The organism is Aeromicrobium sp. (assembly GCF_050700635.1).
Lineage (GTDB): Bacteria > Actinomycetota > Actinomycetes > Propionibacteriales > Nocardioidaceae > Aeromicrobium.
In genome coordinates, this window is the sequence record NZ_JBOHDT010000102.1 from 1 (window position 1) to 17,703 (window position 17,703).

The window sequence follows — 17,703 nt, forward strand, 5'->3', positions numbered from 1 at the left end:
GTTGCCGTGCTCGCGGGTGGTGTACCGCGGAAGGATGGCGATGCCGTGCCCTGCGGCCACCAGCGACTCCACGATGCCGTTGTCCGCGATGCGCTGCGCGACCCGTACCGGCTCACCGGTCACTGCCACGACGCGCTCCAGCACGCTGTCGAACGGGTAGTCGTGCGGCACGCCGATCCACGTCTCACCCGCCACGTCCCGCGGCGACAGGGTGTCTTTGCGGGCCAGGGGATGGTCCTCCGGGAGCGCGACGTCGAGTGGCTCGTTCATCAACGGCACGACCTTGAGGTTGCGGTCGTGCCAGGTCTCGGCCGTGGCGGGTGAGTCGGCCACGACGACGTCGTGGTCGGGCGTGAGGTCGGCGAAGTCGACGGTGCCGTTCTCGTCGGTGCACACCAGCTCGACGTCGGGCCGCTCGACCATCCGGGTCAGCAGGCCGGGCAGCAGCATCTCGCCGCCGGTGGGAAACGTGCGCAGGGTGACGCGTCCGGCCGGCGCCGCCATGTACTCGCGCCACTGGCCTTCCGCGCGCTCCACGGCGACGGCGATCTCGGTGGCCGTACGGGCCAGCGCACGGCCCGCCTCGGTGAGCGCGACGCCTCGTCCGGCGGGCTCCACCAAGGTGTAACCGGCCTCGCGTTCCAGCGCTTTCAGCTGCTGGGAGACGGCCGAAGGTGTGACCTTCATCGCATCCGCCACGGCTCCGACGGTGCCTCGTTCGGACAATTCCCGCAGGAACATTAGCCTTCGTGCATCCATGTAGCAACACTACACGTTGGATGAAGGAATATTCGCTTGTGCTGGATAGTTGAACCCTTCAGAATGAAGTCAACCAAGAACCTTGAAGGAGGCTCACCATGTTCGTCCTCGGCACTCTCATCGCCCTCATCACCGCCATCGGTGTCACCCGTACCGCCCGCACGGTCCTGAAGGACGGCTACGGCCCGGTTCCGACCCGCACCGCCTGAGTCCACCAGCTCCGGTCCCCGGTTTCCCGCGTCCCACGACGCGCTGGACACCGGGGATCGTTGCGTCCGGGCGCTGAACCTTGCCCTAACGTGAATCACGTCTCAGTTCGGCCCGTCCACTTGTGCCAGACCCCAGGACAGCGGATACTTAAGTTACTTGTCAGTACACTGGCCGGTAGCAACGTGATTGGGGATCGAACACATGAGCCACTACCTGAGCAACCTGCGTGACGTCGAGTTCAACCTCTTCGAGCTCTTCGACCGTGGGGACGTCTACGGACACGGCCCGTTCGAGGAGATCGACGCGGACACCGCGCGGAGCATCCTCACCGAGATCGACCGCCTCTCGCGCGACGACCTCGCCGCGTCGTTCAACGACGCCGACCGCAACCCGCCGGTCTACGACCCGGCGGAGAATACGGTCACCATGCCACCCGCGTTCGCCAAGAGCTACCAGGCCTGGATGGACGCTGAGTGGTGGCGCCTGCAGATCCCCGAGGAGCTGGGCGGACAGCGCGGCCCCAACTCACTCGTCTGGGCCGCTGCGGAGTTCGTGCTCGGCGCCAACGCGCCCGTCTGGATGTACGCTGCCGGTCCGGCCTTCGCGCGGATCGTCTTCGAGAACGGCACCGACCGCGACAAGAAGATCGCCCAGCACGTGGTCGACGGCCAGTGGGGCGCCACGATGGTGCTCACCGAGCCCGACGCCGGCTCCGACGTCGGCGCCGGCCGCACCAAGGCCACACCCAACGAGGACGGCACCTGGAACATCGAGGGCGTCAAGCGCTTCATCACGTCCGCCGAGCACGACATGTCCGACAACATCATGCATATGGTCCTCGCCCGTCCCCAGGGCGTCGAGGGCGTCGGCGGCCCCGGCACCAAGGGCCTGAGCCTGTTCCTCGTGCCGAAGCACCACTTCGACGTCGAGACCGGCGAGCTCACCGGCGAGCGCAACGGCGCCTACGTCACCAACGTCGAGAAGAAGATGGGCATCAAGGTGTCCACCACGTGCGAGGTCACGTTCGGCGACGGTGCGCCGGCCCGCGGCTGGCTGCTCGGCGAGGTGCACGACGGCATCAACCAGATGTTCCGCGTCATCGAGAACGCGCGCATGATGGTCGGCGCCAAGGCCATCGCCACCCTCTCCACCGGCTACCTCAACGCGCTCGAGTACGCCAAGGAGCGCGTGCAGGGCGCCGACCTGACGCAGGCCGCCGACAAGACCGCGCCGCGCGTCACCATCACGCACCACCCCGACGTGCGCCGCTCGTTGCTCACGCAGAAGGCGTTCGCCGAGGGTCTGCGCTCGCTGATGCTGTACACGGCCACCTGGCAGGACACCATCACGGCCAAGGAGATCTCCGGCGAGGACGCCTCGCTCGAGGAGGCCGTGAACGACCTGCTCCTCCCGCTCGTCAAGGGCTACGGCTCGGAGCGCTCGTGGGTGCTGCTGGGCACGGAGTCGCTGCAAACGCTCGGCGGCTCGGGCTTCCTGCAGGACTACCCGATCGAGCAGTACGTCCGCGACGCCAAGATCGACACGCTTTATGAGGGCACGACGGCCATCCAGGGCCAGGACCTGTTCTTCCGCAAGATCGTGAGGGACAAGGGCCAGGCGCTCGGCCACCTCGCGCAGGAGATCCAGGCCTTCACCGAGAGCGAGGCCGGCAACGGTCGCCTCAAGGTCGAGCGCGAGCTGCTCGCCAAGGGCCTCGAGGACGCACAAGCCATCATCGGCACGGTGTTCGAGGACCTCATGTCGGCGAACCCGGCCGACGAGAACGGCAAGATCGAGAACATCTACAAGGTGGGCCTCAACACCACCCGCCTGGTGTACGTGCTCGGCGACGTCGTCGTCGCGTGGCTGCTGCTGCGCGGTGCCGAGGTCGCGCTGGAGAAGCTCGGCGGCGAGGTCTCTGCCGCCGACAAGAGCTTCTACGAGGGCAAGGTCGCGGCGGCGCAGTTCTTCGCCCGCAACGTCCTGCCGTTGCTCGCCGGTGAACGCACGATCGCCGAGAACATCGACGACTCGATCATGGAGCTCGACGAGTCTGCGTTCTGAGCCCGAAGGGTCGTTAGCCCAGAGGTCGCTCCAGGTGCCCCAGGCACCGACTGCCTCAGTCCGTTCGCCCCGGGCTGCCCGCGGCTTCGACCGGTTCCTCATCCATGACGCCGACGGAAACCTTCAGGAGTCCGACGGGCCGGTCTCGGACGAGGGTCGGGTCGAGCGGGTCCACTGACCTTCTCATCGGGGCGTGACCTGGCACACACTTGCTCGTTGGGGCCTTCAGCGATCCCGGATCCACTGCACCGGGTGAGCGACAACCTGTCGAACGAAGCGGTTCACGAGGCCGCCGCACAGCGACGGCGCGATCCGCTGTCGCGAAGGAGGCACCCCGGTGCATGTACATCTCGGGAACACCCGGCGTCGTGGGCTCTCCCTCCTCGGCACCGCCGCGCTCGGACTGCTGATGGTCGCCACCATGCTGCCGGCGGACGGTCAGGCACCGTCCGAGCCGGATCTGGACGGCACCGCCTTCTCGTTCCAGGGCGAGGAAGGCGACGGACCAACCATCGTCGACGCGCGTCAGGGCAGTCTCGCGCCGACCGCCGCGCAGAAGGCGGCAGCGGAGGCCCTCGGCGCGACCGCGACCCGCTGGAACCAGTTCGGCACCCCGCACGTGCTGATGAACCAGGACGGCTACCTCTCCGCCCCGCGGGCGGGAGACGCCGCCGACGTCGCACGCGGGTTCGTGCTCGATCACCGCGAGCTGTTCCGAATGTCCGGCGACTCCGTGGCCGCCCTTGAAGTCGTGACCGACTCGCCGCTCCTCGACAGCCCCGACCTCGCCCGGTCCCGCGACGGCAAGCCGGACCGCAACGCCGACGTCGCCCACGTGGTGACCTTCCGCCAGACCTTCGGCGACCTCGACGCCGCCCACGACGGGTTGCTGACCGTGGGTGTGCAGCGCAACGGGCGGGTCGCATGGGTGTCGTCCTCGGTGACCGGCGACGAAAAAGTCTCCGGCACCCGGTCGCTCGATGCAGCGGAGGCCATCGACGCGGCCGCTGCGAACGCCAAGCTCGACCTCGGCACTCTGTCGTCGGTCGACGCCGCTGGGCCGTGGACCACCTTCACGTCCTCGGTATCGCGCGACCCCCAGCGCGCACGGCTGATGGCGATGCCCACCCCGACCGACGGCGTCCGACTGGTCTGGGAGTCCACGCTGCTCAAAGGCGACCACACGGACAAGAAGGGCCAGGCCGAGCCGGCCGCCTTCATCAGCTTCGTCGACGCCGAGACCGGGAAGGTCCTGCTCCGCGACAAGCGGGTCGACCACGCCGTTGACGGACTGAATCTGGCGGCCACGGCCAGCGCCCCGGCCGCCCCTGCCGCTGCGCAGTTCTCCGGCAAGACCGACGACGCCGACGCCTGCACGCCGAAGGACGCGCGCCACGGCCCCTTCGCCGTCGAGGAAGGAAACGGCCAGATCACGGTCAACGCCGCGGTCACCATGCCAAACGGCATCGATGACGACATCACCATCAATCTCTACGAGGGCGGCAAGGACAACCCGGTCGCCTCCCAGGACCTGCTCGGCAGCCCCGAGGTGCTCACCTACTCTCCGGACGGCGGAGTGCCCGCGGGTGACTACTTCGTCGAGGTCTGCGAGTTCAACTCCGGCGCCGGGTCGATCGGCTACGCCGGGTCGTTCTCGGCGGGACCGGGCAGCAATGGCGGCGTGGAGCTGCCGCGCTGGCGGGTCTTCCCGTCCAACCCGAACTTCACCGACTCCGCGGCGCCGAACGCCGACACCAGGCAGCTGTGGTGCTGGGTGAGCAACAGCGAGGCGTGCGAGGAGGAGCAGATCAACGACGCGGCCCGGCTGCCGTGGGACGTTCTGCCCCCGAGCCTGCCGAGCTTCACCACGGCCGGAAACAACGCCTCGACCGCGATCTCCGAGGTCAGCTTCCTGACGCCGGACACGCAGTTCCAGCGGCCGTTCAGCCCGGACCGTCGCTACAACTACCCGTGGCAGAACACCTGGTTCAACTCCAGCTGTGACCCGAGCAAGTTCGACCAGCCCGGCGGCAACGACGACGACGCCTCGACGGCCAACCTGTTCGTCAGCCACAACCGGATGCACGACTGGAGCTACTTCCTCGGGTTCACCGAGCTGAACTCCAACATGCAGGTGTCCAACTTCGGCAACACCGGCCCGACCCGCGAGAACGACCCCGAAGTCGGCAACGCCCAGGCCGGACGTCGTACCTTCAACGGGCGCGACAACGCCAACCAGATCACGCTGCAGGACGGCATCGCGCCGATCACCAACCAGTATCTCTGGCAGCCGCTGGCCGGCGCGTTCTACGCCGCCTGTACCGACGGTGCCTACGACATGGCGGTGGTGGCGCACGAGTACGGCCACGCGATCAGCAACCGGATGGTCGCCGGTCCCGACACCGGAACCGGGAACACCCAGGGCCAGACCGAGAGCTGGTCGGACCTGATCTTCTCGGAGTACTTCCGCGGCTACGGGATCAATGCTGGTGAGGGTGCCAACCCGTTCGCGCTGGCGCCGTACGTCAGCGGCAACAAGGACCGCGGCATCCGCAACTACGGGATGAACAACAGCCCGCTCAACTACTCCGACCTGGAGTACGACGGCACTGGCACCACCTCCCCGCACGCGGACAGCGAGATCTGGAGCGCGGTCAACTTCGACATCGCGAAGGCGCTCAACGACAAGTACGACGCGCAGTCCTCGTCGTCGTCCAAGACGCTGCAGCGGCAGTGCGCCAAGGGCGAGCAGCCCGCAGACGAGTGCCCGGGCAACCGGCGCTGGGCGCAGATCATGTTCGACGGTCTGCTGCTGACGCCGAGCGGATCGACCATGCTCGACTCCCGCGACGCGATGCTGGCCGCCGATCGCCTGCGCTTCGACGGCGCCAACCAGGCAGAGCTATGGGACAGCTTCGCCCGCCGCGGCATGGGTGAGACCGCGTCCTCGCCGAACGCCGAGGACAAGGACCCGGTCCCCGGCTGGTCCACGCCTCTGGCGGACAATGAGGCGACCGTCCGGTTCAAGTCGGCCGACACCGGTGGCGGTGAGGCTGAGGACATGACTGTCTTCACTGGCGACTACGAAGCCCGGATCAGCCCGACGGCCGACACCGACGCCGAGACCGAGACCTCCGACACGGTGGACTTCGTGCCGGGCACCTACCAGTTCATCGCCCAGGCTCCCGGCCACGGCGCGACGCGGTTCACCCGCACCTTCGAGTCCGGTCAGGACGTCGTGGTGTCGGTGCCGATGCAGCGCAACCTCGCGTCGGCCGACAACGGCGCCACCGCAACCGGTGACGGGATCAACCTCGAGAGCCTGATCGACGACACAGAGGAGACCAACTGGGCATCGCTGGAGTCGGCGGGCACGGCGAGCGAGGGGAAGGGCGAGGGCAAGCAGGTCCAGGGCCGGCAAGTCACGGTCAAGCTGTCCACCACGCCCGAAGACGTCAGCAAGGTGAAGTTGAGTGCGGCGCTTCGTCCGACGGACGGGGAGAACGAGGACTCGGGGAGCCAGAGCCGCTTCTCGGCGCTGCGGTCCTTCGAGATCCTGGCCTGTGACGCCACGGTCGGTGACAACACATGCGCCGATGACGAGGCGGAATTCGACATCATCTACCGCAGCTCCGCGGACGCCTTCCCGGGTGTCCGGCCGCGGCCGGCGGCGGCGGACCTGACCCTCCGGGGCTTCGACGTCACCGACGTCCAGGCCACGCACATCCGGATCCGGGTCAGGGACAACCAGTGCACGGGCGGGCCGCTGTACCAGGCCGAGACCAACCCGTCGAACGACCCGGTGTTCAGCAACCCCGATTGCGACAGCGAGGAGCAGACGCCGGATCGTGCGGTGCTCAACCCGCCCTATGAGCAGGTCCGGATCGCGGAGCTGCAGGTGTTCGGACCATCGTGAAGGCCGCTGCCCGCTCCACCGACGATGAGCCTCGGGCGACGGCCGCACCCTTGGAGTGCTTCTCGCGTCAAGCCTGCTGAGCCTGATGGCGTAACCTCTCGTCCGACAACGCAGGAGGCGTTCCATCAAGCCCGTCAACCCGCTCTGGTACCTCGCGGCGCTGACCCTCGCCCTCGCGGGCTGGGTCGTGGGCACGACGGTGGCCGCCGGGGCGTGGGACACGGTCCGCGACGCCGGCATCACGTCATCGAGCGGACCCGTCGACGCCGCTGGCCAGAGTGTCGCCGTGTTCACCGACGTCGTGCAGCCCGAACGTCGAGTCACCTGTGAGTCGCGGATCGGCGAAGACAAGAAGCCGGTCCCGCCGGCCAGCCTCGACCTGGTCGTCGACGACGACGGCAACCAGTGGCACCTCATCGGCTTCGAGCGCAACGGCCTGGACGACATGGCCATCACCTGCAAACCGCGCGACAAGGGCTCCGACAACGCCACCTACGCGTACTCGACCGTCGACGGCTTCAACGAACGGGCGAAGAATGGCAACATCATCGCGATCGTCGGCACCGTCCTCGGGATCGGCCTCGCCATCTGTACCTTCATCGCCAGACGACTCGACCAGGAGGCCGACGATGCATCCACTTGAGCCCTACGTACGGGCATGGCGCGGCACCGCGGGCGACATCATCGACCTGTTGCCCACACTCACGGGCGACGACTGGTCCAAGCCCACCGATCTCCCGGGATGGACCGTGCACGACGTCGCTGCCCACCTCGCTCACCTCGAAGCGGTGCTGGCCGGACACGACACCGGGCCGCAAGGCACGGGCACGGGCAGCGGGAACCAGGTCTCCTCCGGCTTCACCCAGATGGGCGTCGACGCCCGAGCCGACCGACCCCCGGCCGATCTCATCGACGAGTTCCGCGCCGCGGTCGAGGTGCGTTCCGCGCAGTTCGACGCAGCGTTGCCCGACCCAGGTGACGACGCGCCCGTCACTCCCGGCGGCATCGACTGGACGTGGGAAGTGCTGCTCCGCAACCGTGCCATCGACGCGTGGGCCCACGAGCAGGACATCCGCCGCGCCGTCGGACGTCCCGGCAGCCTCGGCTCGGGCGGTGCCCAGGTCACGACGTACACGTTCGCAGCGGGCATGCCGTTCGTGCTCGGCAAACGGGTCGCACCGCCGGCCGGCACCTCCGTCGTCTGGCACATCACCGGTGAGGTGCCGATCGAGATCGGGGCGATCGTCGGCGACGACGGCAGGGCCTCGTCGGGTGTCGCCGACGACCCGGCCACCACCCTCACCCTGACCAACGAGGCGTTCGCCGTGCTCTGCGCCGGGCGGCGGGGGCCGGACCAGGTGGACGTCGAGATCGACGGCGACGAGGAGCTCGGCCGTGCGGTGCTCGACTCGATGGTCCTCACCAAATGAACTGGAGCACGGACGACATCCCTGACCTGACCGGCAAGCGCGCTGTCATCACCGGTGTCACCGGCGGTCTCGGGTTCCACACCGCGCTCGAGCTCGCACGACACGGGGCCGAGCTCGTGGTCACCGCGCGCGATGCGTCGAAGGCCGACGACGTCGTCGCGCGGTTGCGCAAGGAGGTGCCGGACGTGTCGGTCGACGTCGTCCCGCTCGATCTCGTCAGCCTCGCCGACGCGAAACGGGCGGCGTCAGAGGTGACAGCCGCGTACGACCGCGTCGACATCCTCATCAACAACGCCGGCATCATGGCGGCCCCGAGCAACTTGACCGTCGACGGGTTCGAGCTGCAGATCGGCACGAACCACCTCGGCCACTTCGCCTGGACGGCCACCCTCTGGCCGCTGCTCAAGGCCAGCGACGCCCGCGTGGTCACCGTCTCGTCGCTCATGCACGCCCAGGCCCGCGGGTTCGACCTGCGCTCGCTCGACCCAGCGGGTTCGCCGCGTCGCTACCGGCGCTGGGTGTCGTACTCGGAGTCCAAGCTCGCCAACCTGAGCTTCGCTCTCGAGCTGAACCGCCGCGTCAAGGAGGCCGGGCTGGGCGTTGTCAGCGTGGGAGCGCATCCGGGACTCTCGTCCACCAACCTGCAGAAGACCGGCGTCAGCATGGGCGGCGGCGTCAACACTCTGGCCGGCATCGCGATGCACCAGGCCACCCGCATCGTCGGGCAGTCGGCCGCCATGGGCGCCTGGCCACTGATCATGGCGGCCACCGACCCGTCGCTGACCGGCGGCGAGTACATCGGGCCCAGCTCACTGGGGCAGACGCGTGGGCGTCCCCAGCTCGTCGGCATGACCCACTGGGGCCGCGACGAGGACCTGGCCGACAACCTCTGGGACGCGTCCGAAGCGGCCACGGGCGCCGGTTTTCGCGTCTAGAGGTCGAAAATGTGAGGCACGTCACACCCCAGACGTGAGATGCCTCATGGAACCGGGTCGTGGCTCGCTTTGGGCCTTCAGGTTGACGTAACGTAGGGCGCAATGAGCCAAATGACGCTGAATCGCCCTGCCACTTCCGCCGACGAGATGTCGATCCGCGACATCACCTTCGATGACCTCGACACGGTCGTCGACATCAATCAGACCGCACTCGAGGGTGTGGGTCCGCTCGACCGTGAGCGCCTCGCGCTCCTCGTCAAGCAGGCCGACCAGGCCCTCGTGCTCGACGACGGCGGCGACATCGCCGGCTTCGTCATCACCCTCCCGACGGGCGCCACCTACGACTCCAGCCGTTACGACTGGTTCGAGGAGCGCCTCGACGACTACGTCTACCTCGACCGCATCGTCGTAGCCGAGACCCATCGCCGACTCGGCGTCGCTTCGCGTCTCTACGACGAGATCGAGGGCGACAAGCCGGTCGCGCTCGAGGTCTACGACGACAACGACGGGTCGCTCGCGTTCCACCGCGGACGCGGCTTCGAGGCCATCGGCGAGCTTGACCACCACGGCAAGACGAACCTGATGTTCGTCCGCGAACCTGACGCGGCCTAGCCGAGACCAGCCATACGCGCGAACGCCTCCGGATCATCGGTCCGGAGGCGTTTTCGCGCCTTGACCCGGTAGCGCACGAGCTGCACGAGCCCGAGCCCCCACAGCACGTACTGGCACGACATGGCCCACACGAACGCGCTCGGTGCGTAGCCGGTGGCCGGCCCTGGCGTGCGCCAGTCGAGGACCACGCCGATCGCCAGCACGAGGATCAGGCTCGCGAGGAAGCCGCCCTGGTTGATCAGCCCGATGGCGGTGCCGAGCCGGTGGGCCGGGTTGAACGTCCGGCCGAAATCGAAACCGATCATCGAGGCCGGGCCGCCGATGCCCACGAGGATCACCAGCACCACCAGCAGCCACGTCGGCGCCGGGCCGGGCCACGCGAGCACGACCGTCCAGGCACTGACGATGCTGAGCACGATGCCGATGACCAGGGTCGAGCGATGCCACGGGTGGTTCGTGATCGCCCAGGCGAGCACGGGTCCGGCGATCATGACGGCGATGACGAGCAGCGTCAGCAGCGCGCCCGCCGCAGCGGCCGATCGATCTTCGCCCTGGACGAAGTAGGGGAACCCCCAGAGGAGCCCGAGGGTGGTCGCGCTGAACTGGGTGGTGAAGTGGGTCCAGAAACCGAGCCGCGTGCCGGGATGCTCCCACGCGTCGCCTAGGCTGGTGCGCACGGTGGCCCAGGAGAGGGCCGGTCCGGACAGGCTCCGGCGGTCAGGACTGTCGTGGACCACGATCACCAGAGCGACCATCAGCGGCACGCCGGCCGCGGCCGCCAGCAGGTACGACTGCGTCCAGCCGAGCTCGCGCAGCGCAACCGTCATCGGCACCGCGGCGATGATCGCACCGAGCTGCCCGAGCACACCGGTGAGCTGCGTGACGAGCGGGATGCGACGGGAGACGAACCATGTGTTCACCAGACGCAGGACGCACACGAACGTCATCGCGTCGCCGACGCCCACGAACGCTCGAGCGACGAGGGCCTGAGGGTAGGTCTCGGCGAGGGCGAAGCCGGTCTGCGCGAGCGTCAGGGTGGCCAGTCCGACGAGCATGACGCGCCTGGAACCGAACCGGTCGAGGATCAGGCCGACCGGCACCTGCATGCCGGCGTAGATCGCCAGCTGCAGCACCACGAACGCCGACAGTTGGGCGGCTGAGATCCCGAAACGCTCCGACGCCGCGAGCCCGGCCACGGCCAGTGAGGAGCGGTGGAAGACGGCGAGCAGATAGATCGCGAGGCCCACCAGCCAGATGGCCACCGCTCCCTGCTGGCCTCGCGCCGTGTCGCTCACCGCGACAGTCTAGGAGGATGGATGCACCTGCTCTCACCCTGATCGACTGGCGGATACGCGTCAGTGACCTCTACGCGCAGGTCCGCGCCGACGACGACCCGGAGCGTGCCCACGCGACGTGGCGCGCCGGGCGCGACGAGCTGTTCCGCACCCACCCGCAGTCAGCGCTGCCGGCCGACGACCCGCTCCGTGAGACCGGCCTGCCCTACTGGCCGTACGACCCGGACTGGCGCTTCACGGTCGCGCTGCAGCCGGCGGAGGATGACGAGCGCGTGCTCGACACCGGCGACGACGGCTCGCTGACGATGCGACGCATCGCGACCGTCGAGCTGCCGGTCGGCGGGTCGCTCGACGTCTGGACGATGCACCAGTACGCCGGCGGACTGTTCGTGCCGATCAAGGACGGGACGGCCGGGGACGGTAGCTACGGCGCCGGCCGCTACCTGCTCGACACCGCCAAGGGGGCGTGGCTCGGCGGCGACGAGAGCAGCATCGTGCTCGACCTCAACTTCGCCTATCACCCGTCGTGCCGCTACGACGACCGCTGGCGCTGCCCGCTCGCAGCCCCCGGCAACACCGTCGAGGTGCGCGTGGAGGCCGGCGAGCGGATGGAGTAGGTCAGTCACCCGGCCAGAATCGCTTGCAGCAGTTCGGGTTCGATGTTGCCGCCGGACAGGATCATCACCGTGCGGCCCGGCGGTGTGAACTCCCGACGATATGCCGCCAGCGCGACCGCCCCACTGGGTTCGCTGATCAGGTGCGCCCTATGGGCCAGATCACGCACCGCCGCGCGGATCTCGTTCTCCGAAACCGTGACAACGCCGTCCAAGACCTTCTGAAGATGAGCGAAGGTCAGTTCGGACGGTTGTGACCGCAGCCCATCGGCGATGGTGCGGTTGCGGTCCTCGATAGACCAATCGACTCGATGTCCCAACCCAAGCCCTTGCGCGGTGTCCGACGCGAGTTCTGGTTCGACTCCGAAGACCCGAGCGTGCGGGCAGAGCGCCTTGATCGCCGTGCCGACACCGGAAGCGAGGCCACCGCCGCTCACCGGAACGAGCACGGTTTCGACCGCAGGCAGGTCTTCGGCGATCTCGAGGCCGATCGTGCCCTGTCCGGCGATGACGTCAAGATGGTCGAATGGCGGCACCAACACGCCGCCGGTCTTCTCGACGACCTCGGCCGCTACGTTCTCGCGCTGGCTCGGTGCGCACAGCACCACATCTGCACCGTGACTGCGGGTGGCGGCGACCTTGACGTTCGGCGTCTCCTCGGGCATCACGATGTGCGCAGGAACTCCGTACACCGCCGCCGCATACGCAACGGCCTGCGCGTGGTTTCCGCTCGAGTACGCCACCACTCCCCTGCTGCGAACGGATTCGTCGAGGTGGCCGACGGCGTTGAAGGCACCGCGGACCTTGAACGCGCCGATCGGCTGCAGGCTCTCCGGCTTGATCCAGAGCGGACGATCGTCGTCGGCCCAGCCCGCAGGGATCAGGGGCGTACGCACGATGAACGGCCGTATCCTCTCGGCGGCCGCCTGGATATCCTCGATCCTCACCATCTGCACAGGGCCAAGTCTGTCCCACGGTGGGTCGGCACAGGTGCAGCGCTCGGCAGCGGTTGCGCGTCGAGTCAGTACGTCAGGGCGGTGGCGGGGTCGCGGAGGATGGCGGCGACGTCGGCGAGGAAGCGGGAGCCCTGCTCGCCGTCGACGATGCGGTGGTCGAAGCTCAGCGCCAGCGTGGTGACCCAGCGCGCCACGATCTCGTCGTTGTCGTCGACCCACGGGCGCCGCTCGATCGCGCCGACGGCGAGAATGCCCGACTCACCCGGGTTGATGATCGGCGTGCCGGCGTCGACGCCGAAGACGCCGACGTTCGTGATCGTGAACGTGCCGCCGCTGAGGTCGGACGGCTGTGCCTTGCCGGCACGCGCGGTGGCGGTGAGGTCGGCGAGCGCCGTGGCGAGCTCGAGCATCGTCATGCGGTCGGCGTCGCGGATGTTCGGCACCACGAGCCCGCGCTGCGTGGCGGCGGCGATGCCGAGGTTGACCGCGCGCTTGAGCACGATCTCCTGGTTCTCGTCGTCCCACTGCGCGTTGAGCTCCGGCGTGCGCCGCATCGCGAGGCACACGGCCTTGGCCACGATCAGCGTCGGCGACACCTTGACGTCCGAGAAGGCGCGATCCCGGCGGAGCCGGTCGACCAGCTCGACCGTGCGGCTCACGTCGAGCGTGACCCACTCCGTGACGTGCGGTGCAGTGAAGGCCGAGGCCACCATCGCGTCGGCCGTCCACTTGCGGACGCCCTTGATCGGAATGCGGACATCGCCCTCGACCGGCGCGGACAGGGTCGGGGAAATCGGTCGCGTCGGCTCACGGGTGGCCGGGACGGACGGGCCGGCCGAACCGGTCTTCGCGTAGGCCTCGACGTCGGCGCGGGTGACGATCGCCCCGTCAGTGGGGACGTCGGCGAGGTCGATGCCGAGATCCTTGGCGAGCTTGCGCACCGGCGGCTTGGCCAGTGCGTGGACCGTGGGCCGAGCCGTGGAACCGACATGCTCGACCACAGGCTCGGTGGCGACCTCGGCCTCGCCGGAAAGAGGAGCGACCTCGTCGTCCGACTCTGCGGGCTCGGACGCGGCTCCTGAGACCTTGCGACGTCGCGACACCTCGCCCGCGCGAGGTCCGTAGCCGACGAGCACCGGCTGGCGCTCCTCGGCGGGTTCGTCGACGGGTTCGTCGGCCGCCGGTGCAGCCTCGTCCGCGTGCTCACCCTCGACGATGGCACCGGCCGTGGCGGTGCTGCTGAACGCCTTCGACGCCGGATCTTGAGCCTGGCCGGCCTTGCCGTCGCCGATGGCGATGATCGGGGTGCCGACCGGGACGGTCTTGCCCTCCTCGACCAGCAGCGCGGTGACGACACCGGCGAACGGGCTGGGCAGCTCGACGATCGACTTGGCCGTCTCGATGTCGACGAGGATGTCGTTCACCTTGACGGTGTCGCCGATGGCGACCCGCCAGGTGATGATCTCGGCCTCGGTAAGGCCCTCTCCGACGTCCGGCAGCTTGAACTCACTCATGCAGGCAACTCTCCTAGAACGCGCGGGCGGCGTCGACGGCGTCGAGGATGCGATCGATCCCCGGCAGGAACTCGTCCTCGACGCGGCTGGGCGGGTAGGGCATGTCGTAGCCAGTGACGCGTTGCACGGGCGACTCGAGGGAGTAGAAGCACTCCTCGGTGACACGCGCTGCGACCTCGGCACCGATGCCGAGGGTACGCGCCGCCTCGTGCACGACGACGGCGTGGCCGGTGCGGCGCACCGACTCGTGCACCGGGCCGAGGTCGAGTGGCGAGAGCGTGCGCAGGTCGATGACCTCGAGCTCGAGGCCGTCCTCGCGCGCCGCCTCGGCCGCCTGCAGGCAGGTGGTGACCATCGGGCCGTACGTGACCAGCGTGGCGTCGGTGCCGGCGCGCCGGACCTGCGACTCCCACAGCGGGGCCGGCTCGGCCTCGGTGTCGACCTCGCCGGCCTCCCAGTAGCGCCGCTTCGGCTCCATGAACACGATCGGGTCGTCGGAGGCGATGGCCTGCTGGATCATCCAGTACGCGTCGTGCGCGTTGGACGGCGACACCACCTTGAGCCCGGCAGTCATCACGAACTGCGCCTCGGGGCTCTCGGAGTGGTGCTCGACGGCCCCGATGCCGCCACCGAACGGGATGCGGATGACCATCGGCATCTTCAGGCGCCCGGCGCTACGGAAGTGCAACTTGGCGACCTGGCTGACGATCTGGTCGTAGGCGGGGTAGACGAAGCCATCGAACTGGATCTCGACGACCGGGCGGTAGCCGCGGAAGGTGAGGCCGACGGCTGTGCCGACGATGCCGGACTCGGCCAGCGGAGTGTCCATGACCCGGCTCTCGCCGAAGTCCTTCTGCAGACCGTCGGTGACGCGGAAGACGCCGCCGAGAGGGCCGACGTCCTCGCCCATGATGAGGACTCGTTCGTCGGACTCGAGGGAGGCCCTCAGCCCGGCGTTGATCGCCTTCGCGATCGGCATCTTGGTGGTCATGCGACGCTCCCCTCGTACTGGCCCCGCCAGGCGGCGAACTCACGCTGCTGCCTCCGAAGCTCGTCGGTCTGCTCGTCATAGACGTCGTCGAACAGCTGGGCGAGATCGGGGTCGGGCAGGGCCGCGCAGCTCTCGCGCAGGTGCTCACCCAGCAGCTCGGCCTCGGCGTCGAGGTCGACGAAGAACTGCGGCGGCGTGCCGGCGGAGTCGAGGTAGGCACGGACGCGGTCGAGCGGGTCCTTGGCCTTCCACGCCTCGACCTCGTCGGCCTCGCGGTAGCGGGTGGGGTCGTCGGACGTGGTGTGGGCGCCGATGCGGTACGTGACGGCTTCGATGAGCATCGGGCCGCCGCCGTCGCGGGCCTGTTGCAGGGCCGCGGTGGTCACCGCGTGGCAGGCCAGGACGTCGTTGCCGTCGATGCGGACGCCACGGAAGCCGAAGCCACTGGCGCGCTGCGCGATCGGGACCGCCGTCTGGCGAGACAGCGGGACGCTGATCGCGTACTGGTTGTTCTGGCAAAAGAACACGACAGGCGCGTGGTTGACGGCCGCGAAGTCGAAGGCCTCCATGACGTCGCCCTGGCTGCTCGCGCCATCGCCGAAGTAGGCGATGACGGCGGCGTCGCGCTCAGGGTTGCCCGTGCCGACGGCGCCGTCGAGCGTCAGGCCCATGGCGTAGCCGGTGGCGTGCAGCGTCTGGGCGCCGATGATGATGCTGGGCAGGCCGTAGCCGTGGTCGGCCGGGTCCCATCCGCCGAGCTCGACCCCGCGGACCCAGCCGAGCAGGTCGGCGGGCTCTACGCCGCGGCACCAGGCGACGCCGTGGTCGCGGTAGGTGCCGAAGGCGAAGTCCTGAGGGCGGAGGGCACGGCCGGAGCCGATCTGGGCGGCTTCCTGGCCGAGCGCCGGCGGCCACAGACCGATCTCGCCGTGGCGCTGAAGGGCGAAGGCCTCGGTGTCGATGCGACGGGCGAGGACGAGGTCGCGATACAGATCGCGGATCGACGCGTCGTCGCCGTCGAAGTGGAACTCGGAGTGCTCGATGCGCTCGCCGGCGGGTGTGAGCAACTGGACGAGCGGTAGGTCGTCACCGACCTGTTCGGGCATGGGTGCGCTCATGCGACTCCCTCATCTCGGCCGGTCGCGAGGTTTTCGCACCGGTTCGACTTGGTGCCGATCTTCGACGTTCGTGGGTGGTGAACGACGAGGACCGGGCAAGACGTGACTGCTGTCACATCTGCACTGCCACCGTATCCCGAGCGAGTGCCCATCTCCAATTTGACGGGCCGAACGAACTACGACCTCCAGCGAGCGGCGACGGCCAGGAACTGGTCGTTGACGTCCGGCTCGCCGATGCTGATGCGCACACCGTCTCCGGCGAACGGACGCACCGACACCGGGTCGCACGCGGCGGCGAACTCGAGGGCGTCATCCCCGAGCGGGAGCCAGACGAAGTTGGCCTCGGTGTCGGGCACGTCCCACCCCTGGTCGCGCAGGGCGGCGAGTACCCGGACCCGTTCGGCGACGATTGCCTCCACCCGCTCGGCGAGCTCATCAACGGCGTCGAGCGAGGCCACGGCCGCCGCCTGCGCGACGTCGGTGACGCTGAACGGCGCGATGGCCTTGCGGATGGACAGGGCGACATCCGTGGCAGCGATCGCGTAGCCGACTCGCAGTCCGGCGAGCCCGTACGCCTTGGAGAAGGTGCGCAGCACGACGACGTTCGGGTGGTCTTCGGCGAGGTTCAGCCCACTAGCGGCGTCCTCCCGCCGTACGAACTCGTTGTAGGCCTCGTCGACGACGAGGATCACGTCGTCGGGCACCGCGTCGACCAACCGCTCGAGCTCGGCCTGGGTCACGACCGGACCGGTCGGGTTGTTGGGCGAGCAGACGAGGATGACGCGCGTCCGCTCAGTGACGGCGGCGATCATCGCGTCGATGTCGTGGGTGGCGTCGGGACGCAACGGGACCCGGATCGTGCGCGCTCCGGTGAGGTCGGCGCCGATCGGGTAGGCCTCGAAGGAGCGCCAGGCATAGATGATCTCGTCGCCGGCCTCGCAGAACGCCGTGAGCAGGGAGAACAGCACGGCGACCGAGCCGGTGCTGGCCGCGAACCGCTCCGGTGGCAAGTCGTATCGGCGGGCGAGGGCGGCGTACAGGTCGGCGGTGCCGGCGTCCGGGTAGCGGTTCACCCGCCCGAGCTCCTTGACGGCCTGCTCCATCACGCCAGGCAGGGGCGGGTACGGGTTCTCGTTGCTAGAGAGCTTGAGGTGGTCGCTCACGGCGGGCTTGCCGGGCTTGTAGACGGGGATGTCGTCCAGAGCCCGACGCGCGTTCGGGGTGCTCATGGGGCCGACGTTAGTGCCCTGCCAGAATCGAGCGGGTGACGGCTCGAGACGCCAAGTGGG

General features: G+C 68.8%; 14 protein-coding genes. 7 read left to right on the plus strand and 7 right to left on the minus strand.

Annotated features, from left to right (window positions below):
- Positions 1–759, minus strand: a 759-nt coding sequence (locus ACRDPN_RS07990) for a LysR family transcriptional regulator (protein ID WP_431446877.1), incomplete at its 3' end; no start/stop codon positions are given.
- A 411-nt stretch (positions 760–1,170) separates the two neighbouring features.
- On the opposite strand from ACRDPN_RS07990, the gene ACRDPN_RS07995 reads away from it, so the two are divergent.
- The 6 genes from ACRDPN_RS07995 (at position 1,171) to ACRDPN_RS08020 (ending at position 9,926) form a co-directional block, all read left to right on the plus strand.
- Positions 1,171–3,033, plus strand: coding sequence for an acyl-CoA dehydrogenase (locus ACRDPN_RS07995; protein WP_431446879.1), 1,863 nt, complete (start codon positions 1,171–1,173; stop codon positions 3,031–3,033).
- Between the two features lie 337 nt (positions 3,034–3,370).
- Complete coding sequence (locus ACRDPN_RS08000) at positions 3,371–6,949, plus strand: M36 family metallopeptidase (protein ID WP_431446880.1); 3,579 nt, start codon at positions 3,371–3,373, stop codon at positions 6,947–6,949.
- A 187-nt stretch (positions 6,950–7,136) separates the two neighbouring features.
- Positions 7,137–7,592 (plus strand): hypothetical protein, encoded by a 456-nt coding sequence (locus tag ACRDPN_RS08005; RefSeq protein WP_431446881.1) that lies wholly within the window; start codon positions 7,137–7,139, stop codon positions 7,590–7,592.
- Positions 7,579–8,379: a maleylpyruvate isomerase family mycothiol-dependent enzyme gene (locus tag ACRDPN_RS08010; RefSeq protein WP_431446882.1), complete on the plus strand. Its 801-nt coding sequence runs from the start codon at positions 7,579–7,581 to the stop codon at positions 8,377–8,379. Before ACRDPN_RS08005 ends, ACRDPN_RS08010 begins: the two co-directional genes overlap by 14 nt.
- The gene (locus ACRDPN_RS08015) at positions 8,376–9,314 is read left to right on the plus strand and encodes an oxidoreductase (RefSeq protein ID WP_431446884.1); all 939 of its coding nucleotides are present in this window, start codon (positions 8,376–8,378) and stop codon (positions 9,312–9,314) included. Before ACRDPN_RS08010 ends, ACRDPN_RS08015 begins: the two co-directional genes overlap by 4 nt.
- Before the next feature lie 111 nt (positions 9,315–9,425).
- Positions 9,426–9,926 carry a GNAT family N-acetyltransferase gene (locus tag ACRDPN_RS08020; RefSeq protein ID WP_431446885.1) on the plus strand — a complete coding sequence of 167 codons (501 nt, stop codon included), beginning with the start codon at positions 9,426–9,428 and terminating at the stop codon, positions 9,924–9,926.
- Here the strand turns inward: ACRDPN_RS08020 and ACRDPN_RS08025 are convergent.
- Entirely contained in the window at positions 9,923–11,221 is a 1,299-nt protein-coding gene (locus ACRDPN_RS08025; protein WP_431446886.1) for an MFS transporter, read from the minus strand. The two genes, ACRDPN_RS08020 and ACRDPN_RS08025, sit on opposite strands and share 4 nt — an antisense overlap.
- Positions 11,222–11,238: 17 nt before the next feature.
- Between ACRDPN_RS08025 and ACRDPN_RS08030 the strand changes: the two genes are divergently transcribed.
- Complete coding sequence (locus ACRDPN_RS08030) at positions 11,239–11,838, plus strand: DUF1684 domain-containing protein (protein ID WP_431446887.1); 600 nt, start codon at positions 11,239–11,241, stop codon at positions 11,836–11,838.
- Positions 11,839–11,843: 5 nt separating this feature from the next.
- Here the strand turns inward: ACRDPN_RS08030 and ACRDPN_RS08035 are convergent, their stop codons facing one another.
- The 5 genes from ACRDPN_RS08035 to hisC form a co-directional block, all read right to left on the minus strand.
- Positions 11,844–12,785, minus strand: a complete 942-nt coding sequence (locus ACRDPN_RS08035; protein WP_431446892.1) for a threonine ammonia-lyase — start codon at positions 12,783–12,785, stop codon at positions 11,844–11,846.
- Between the two features lie 71 nt (positions 12,786–12,856).
- Positions 12,857–14,305, minus strand: coding sequence for a dihydrolipoamide acetyltransferase family protein (locus ACRDPN_RS08040; protein WP_431446888.1), 1,449 nt, complete (start codon positions 14,303–14,305; stop codon positions 12,857–12,859).
- A gap of 13 nt (positions 14,306–14,318) precedes the next feature.
- A complete protein-coding gene (locus tag ACRDPN_RS08045; RefSeq protein ID WP_431446889.1) occupies positions 14,319–15,296 on the minus strand; it encodes an alpha-ketoacid dehydrogenase subunit beta in 978 nt (325 codons plus the stop codon).
- Positions 15,293–16,414: a pyruvate dehydrogenase (acetyl-transferring) E1 component subunit alpha gene (gene pdhA / locus ACRDPN_RS08050; protein ID WP_431446890.1), complete on the minus strand. Its 1,122-nt coding sequence runs from the start codon at positions 16,412–16,414 to the stop codon at positions 15,293–15,295. Before pdhA ends, ACRDPN_RS08045 begins: the two co-directional genes overlap by 4 nt.
- A gap of 176 nt (positions 16,415–16,590) precedes the next feature.
- A complete protein-coding gene (gene hisC, locus ACRDPN_RS08055; protein ID WP_431446891.1) occupies positions 16,591–17,643 on the minus strand; it encodes a histidinol-phosphate transaminase in 1,053 nt (350 codons plus the stop codon).
- Between the last annotated feature and the right edge of the window lie 60 nt (positions 17,644–17,703).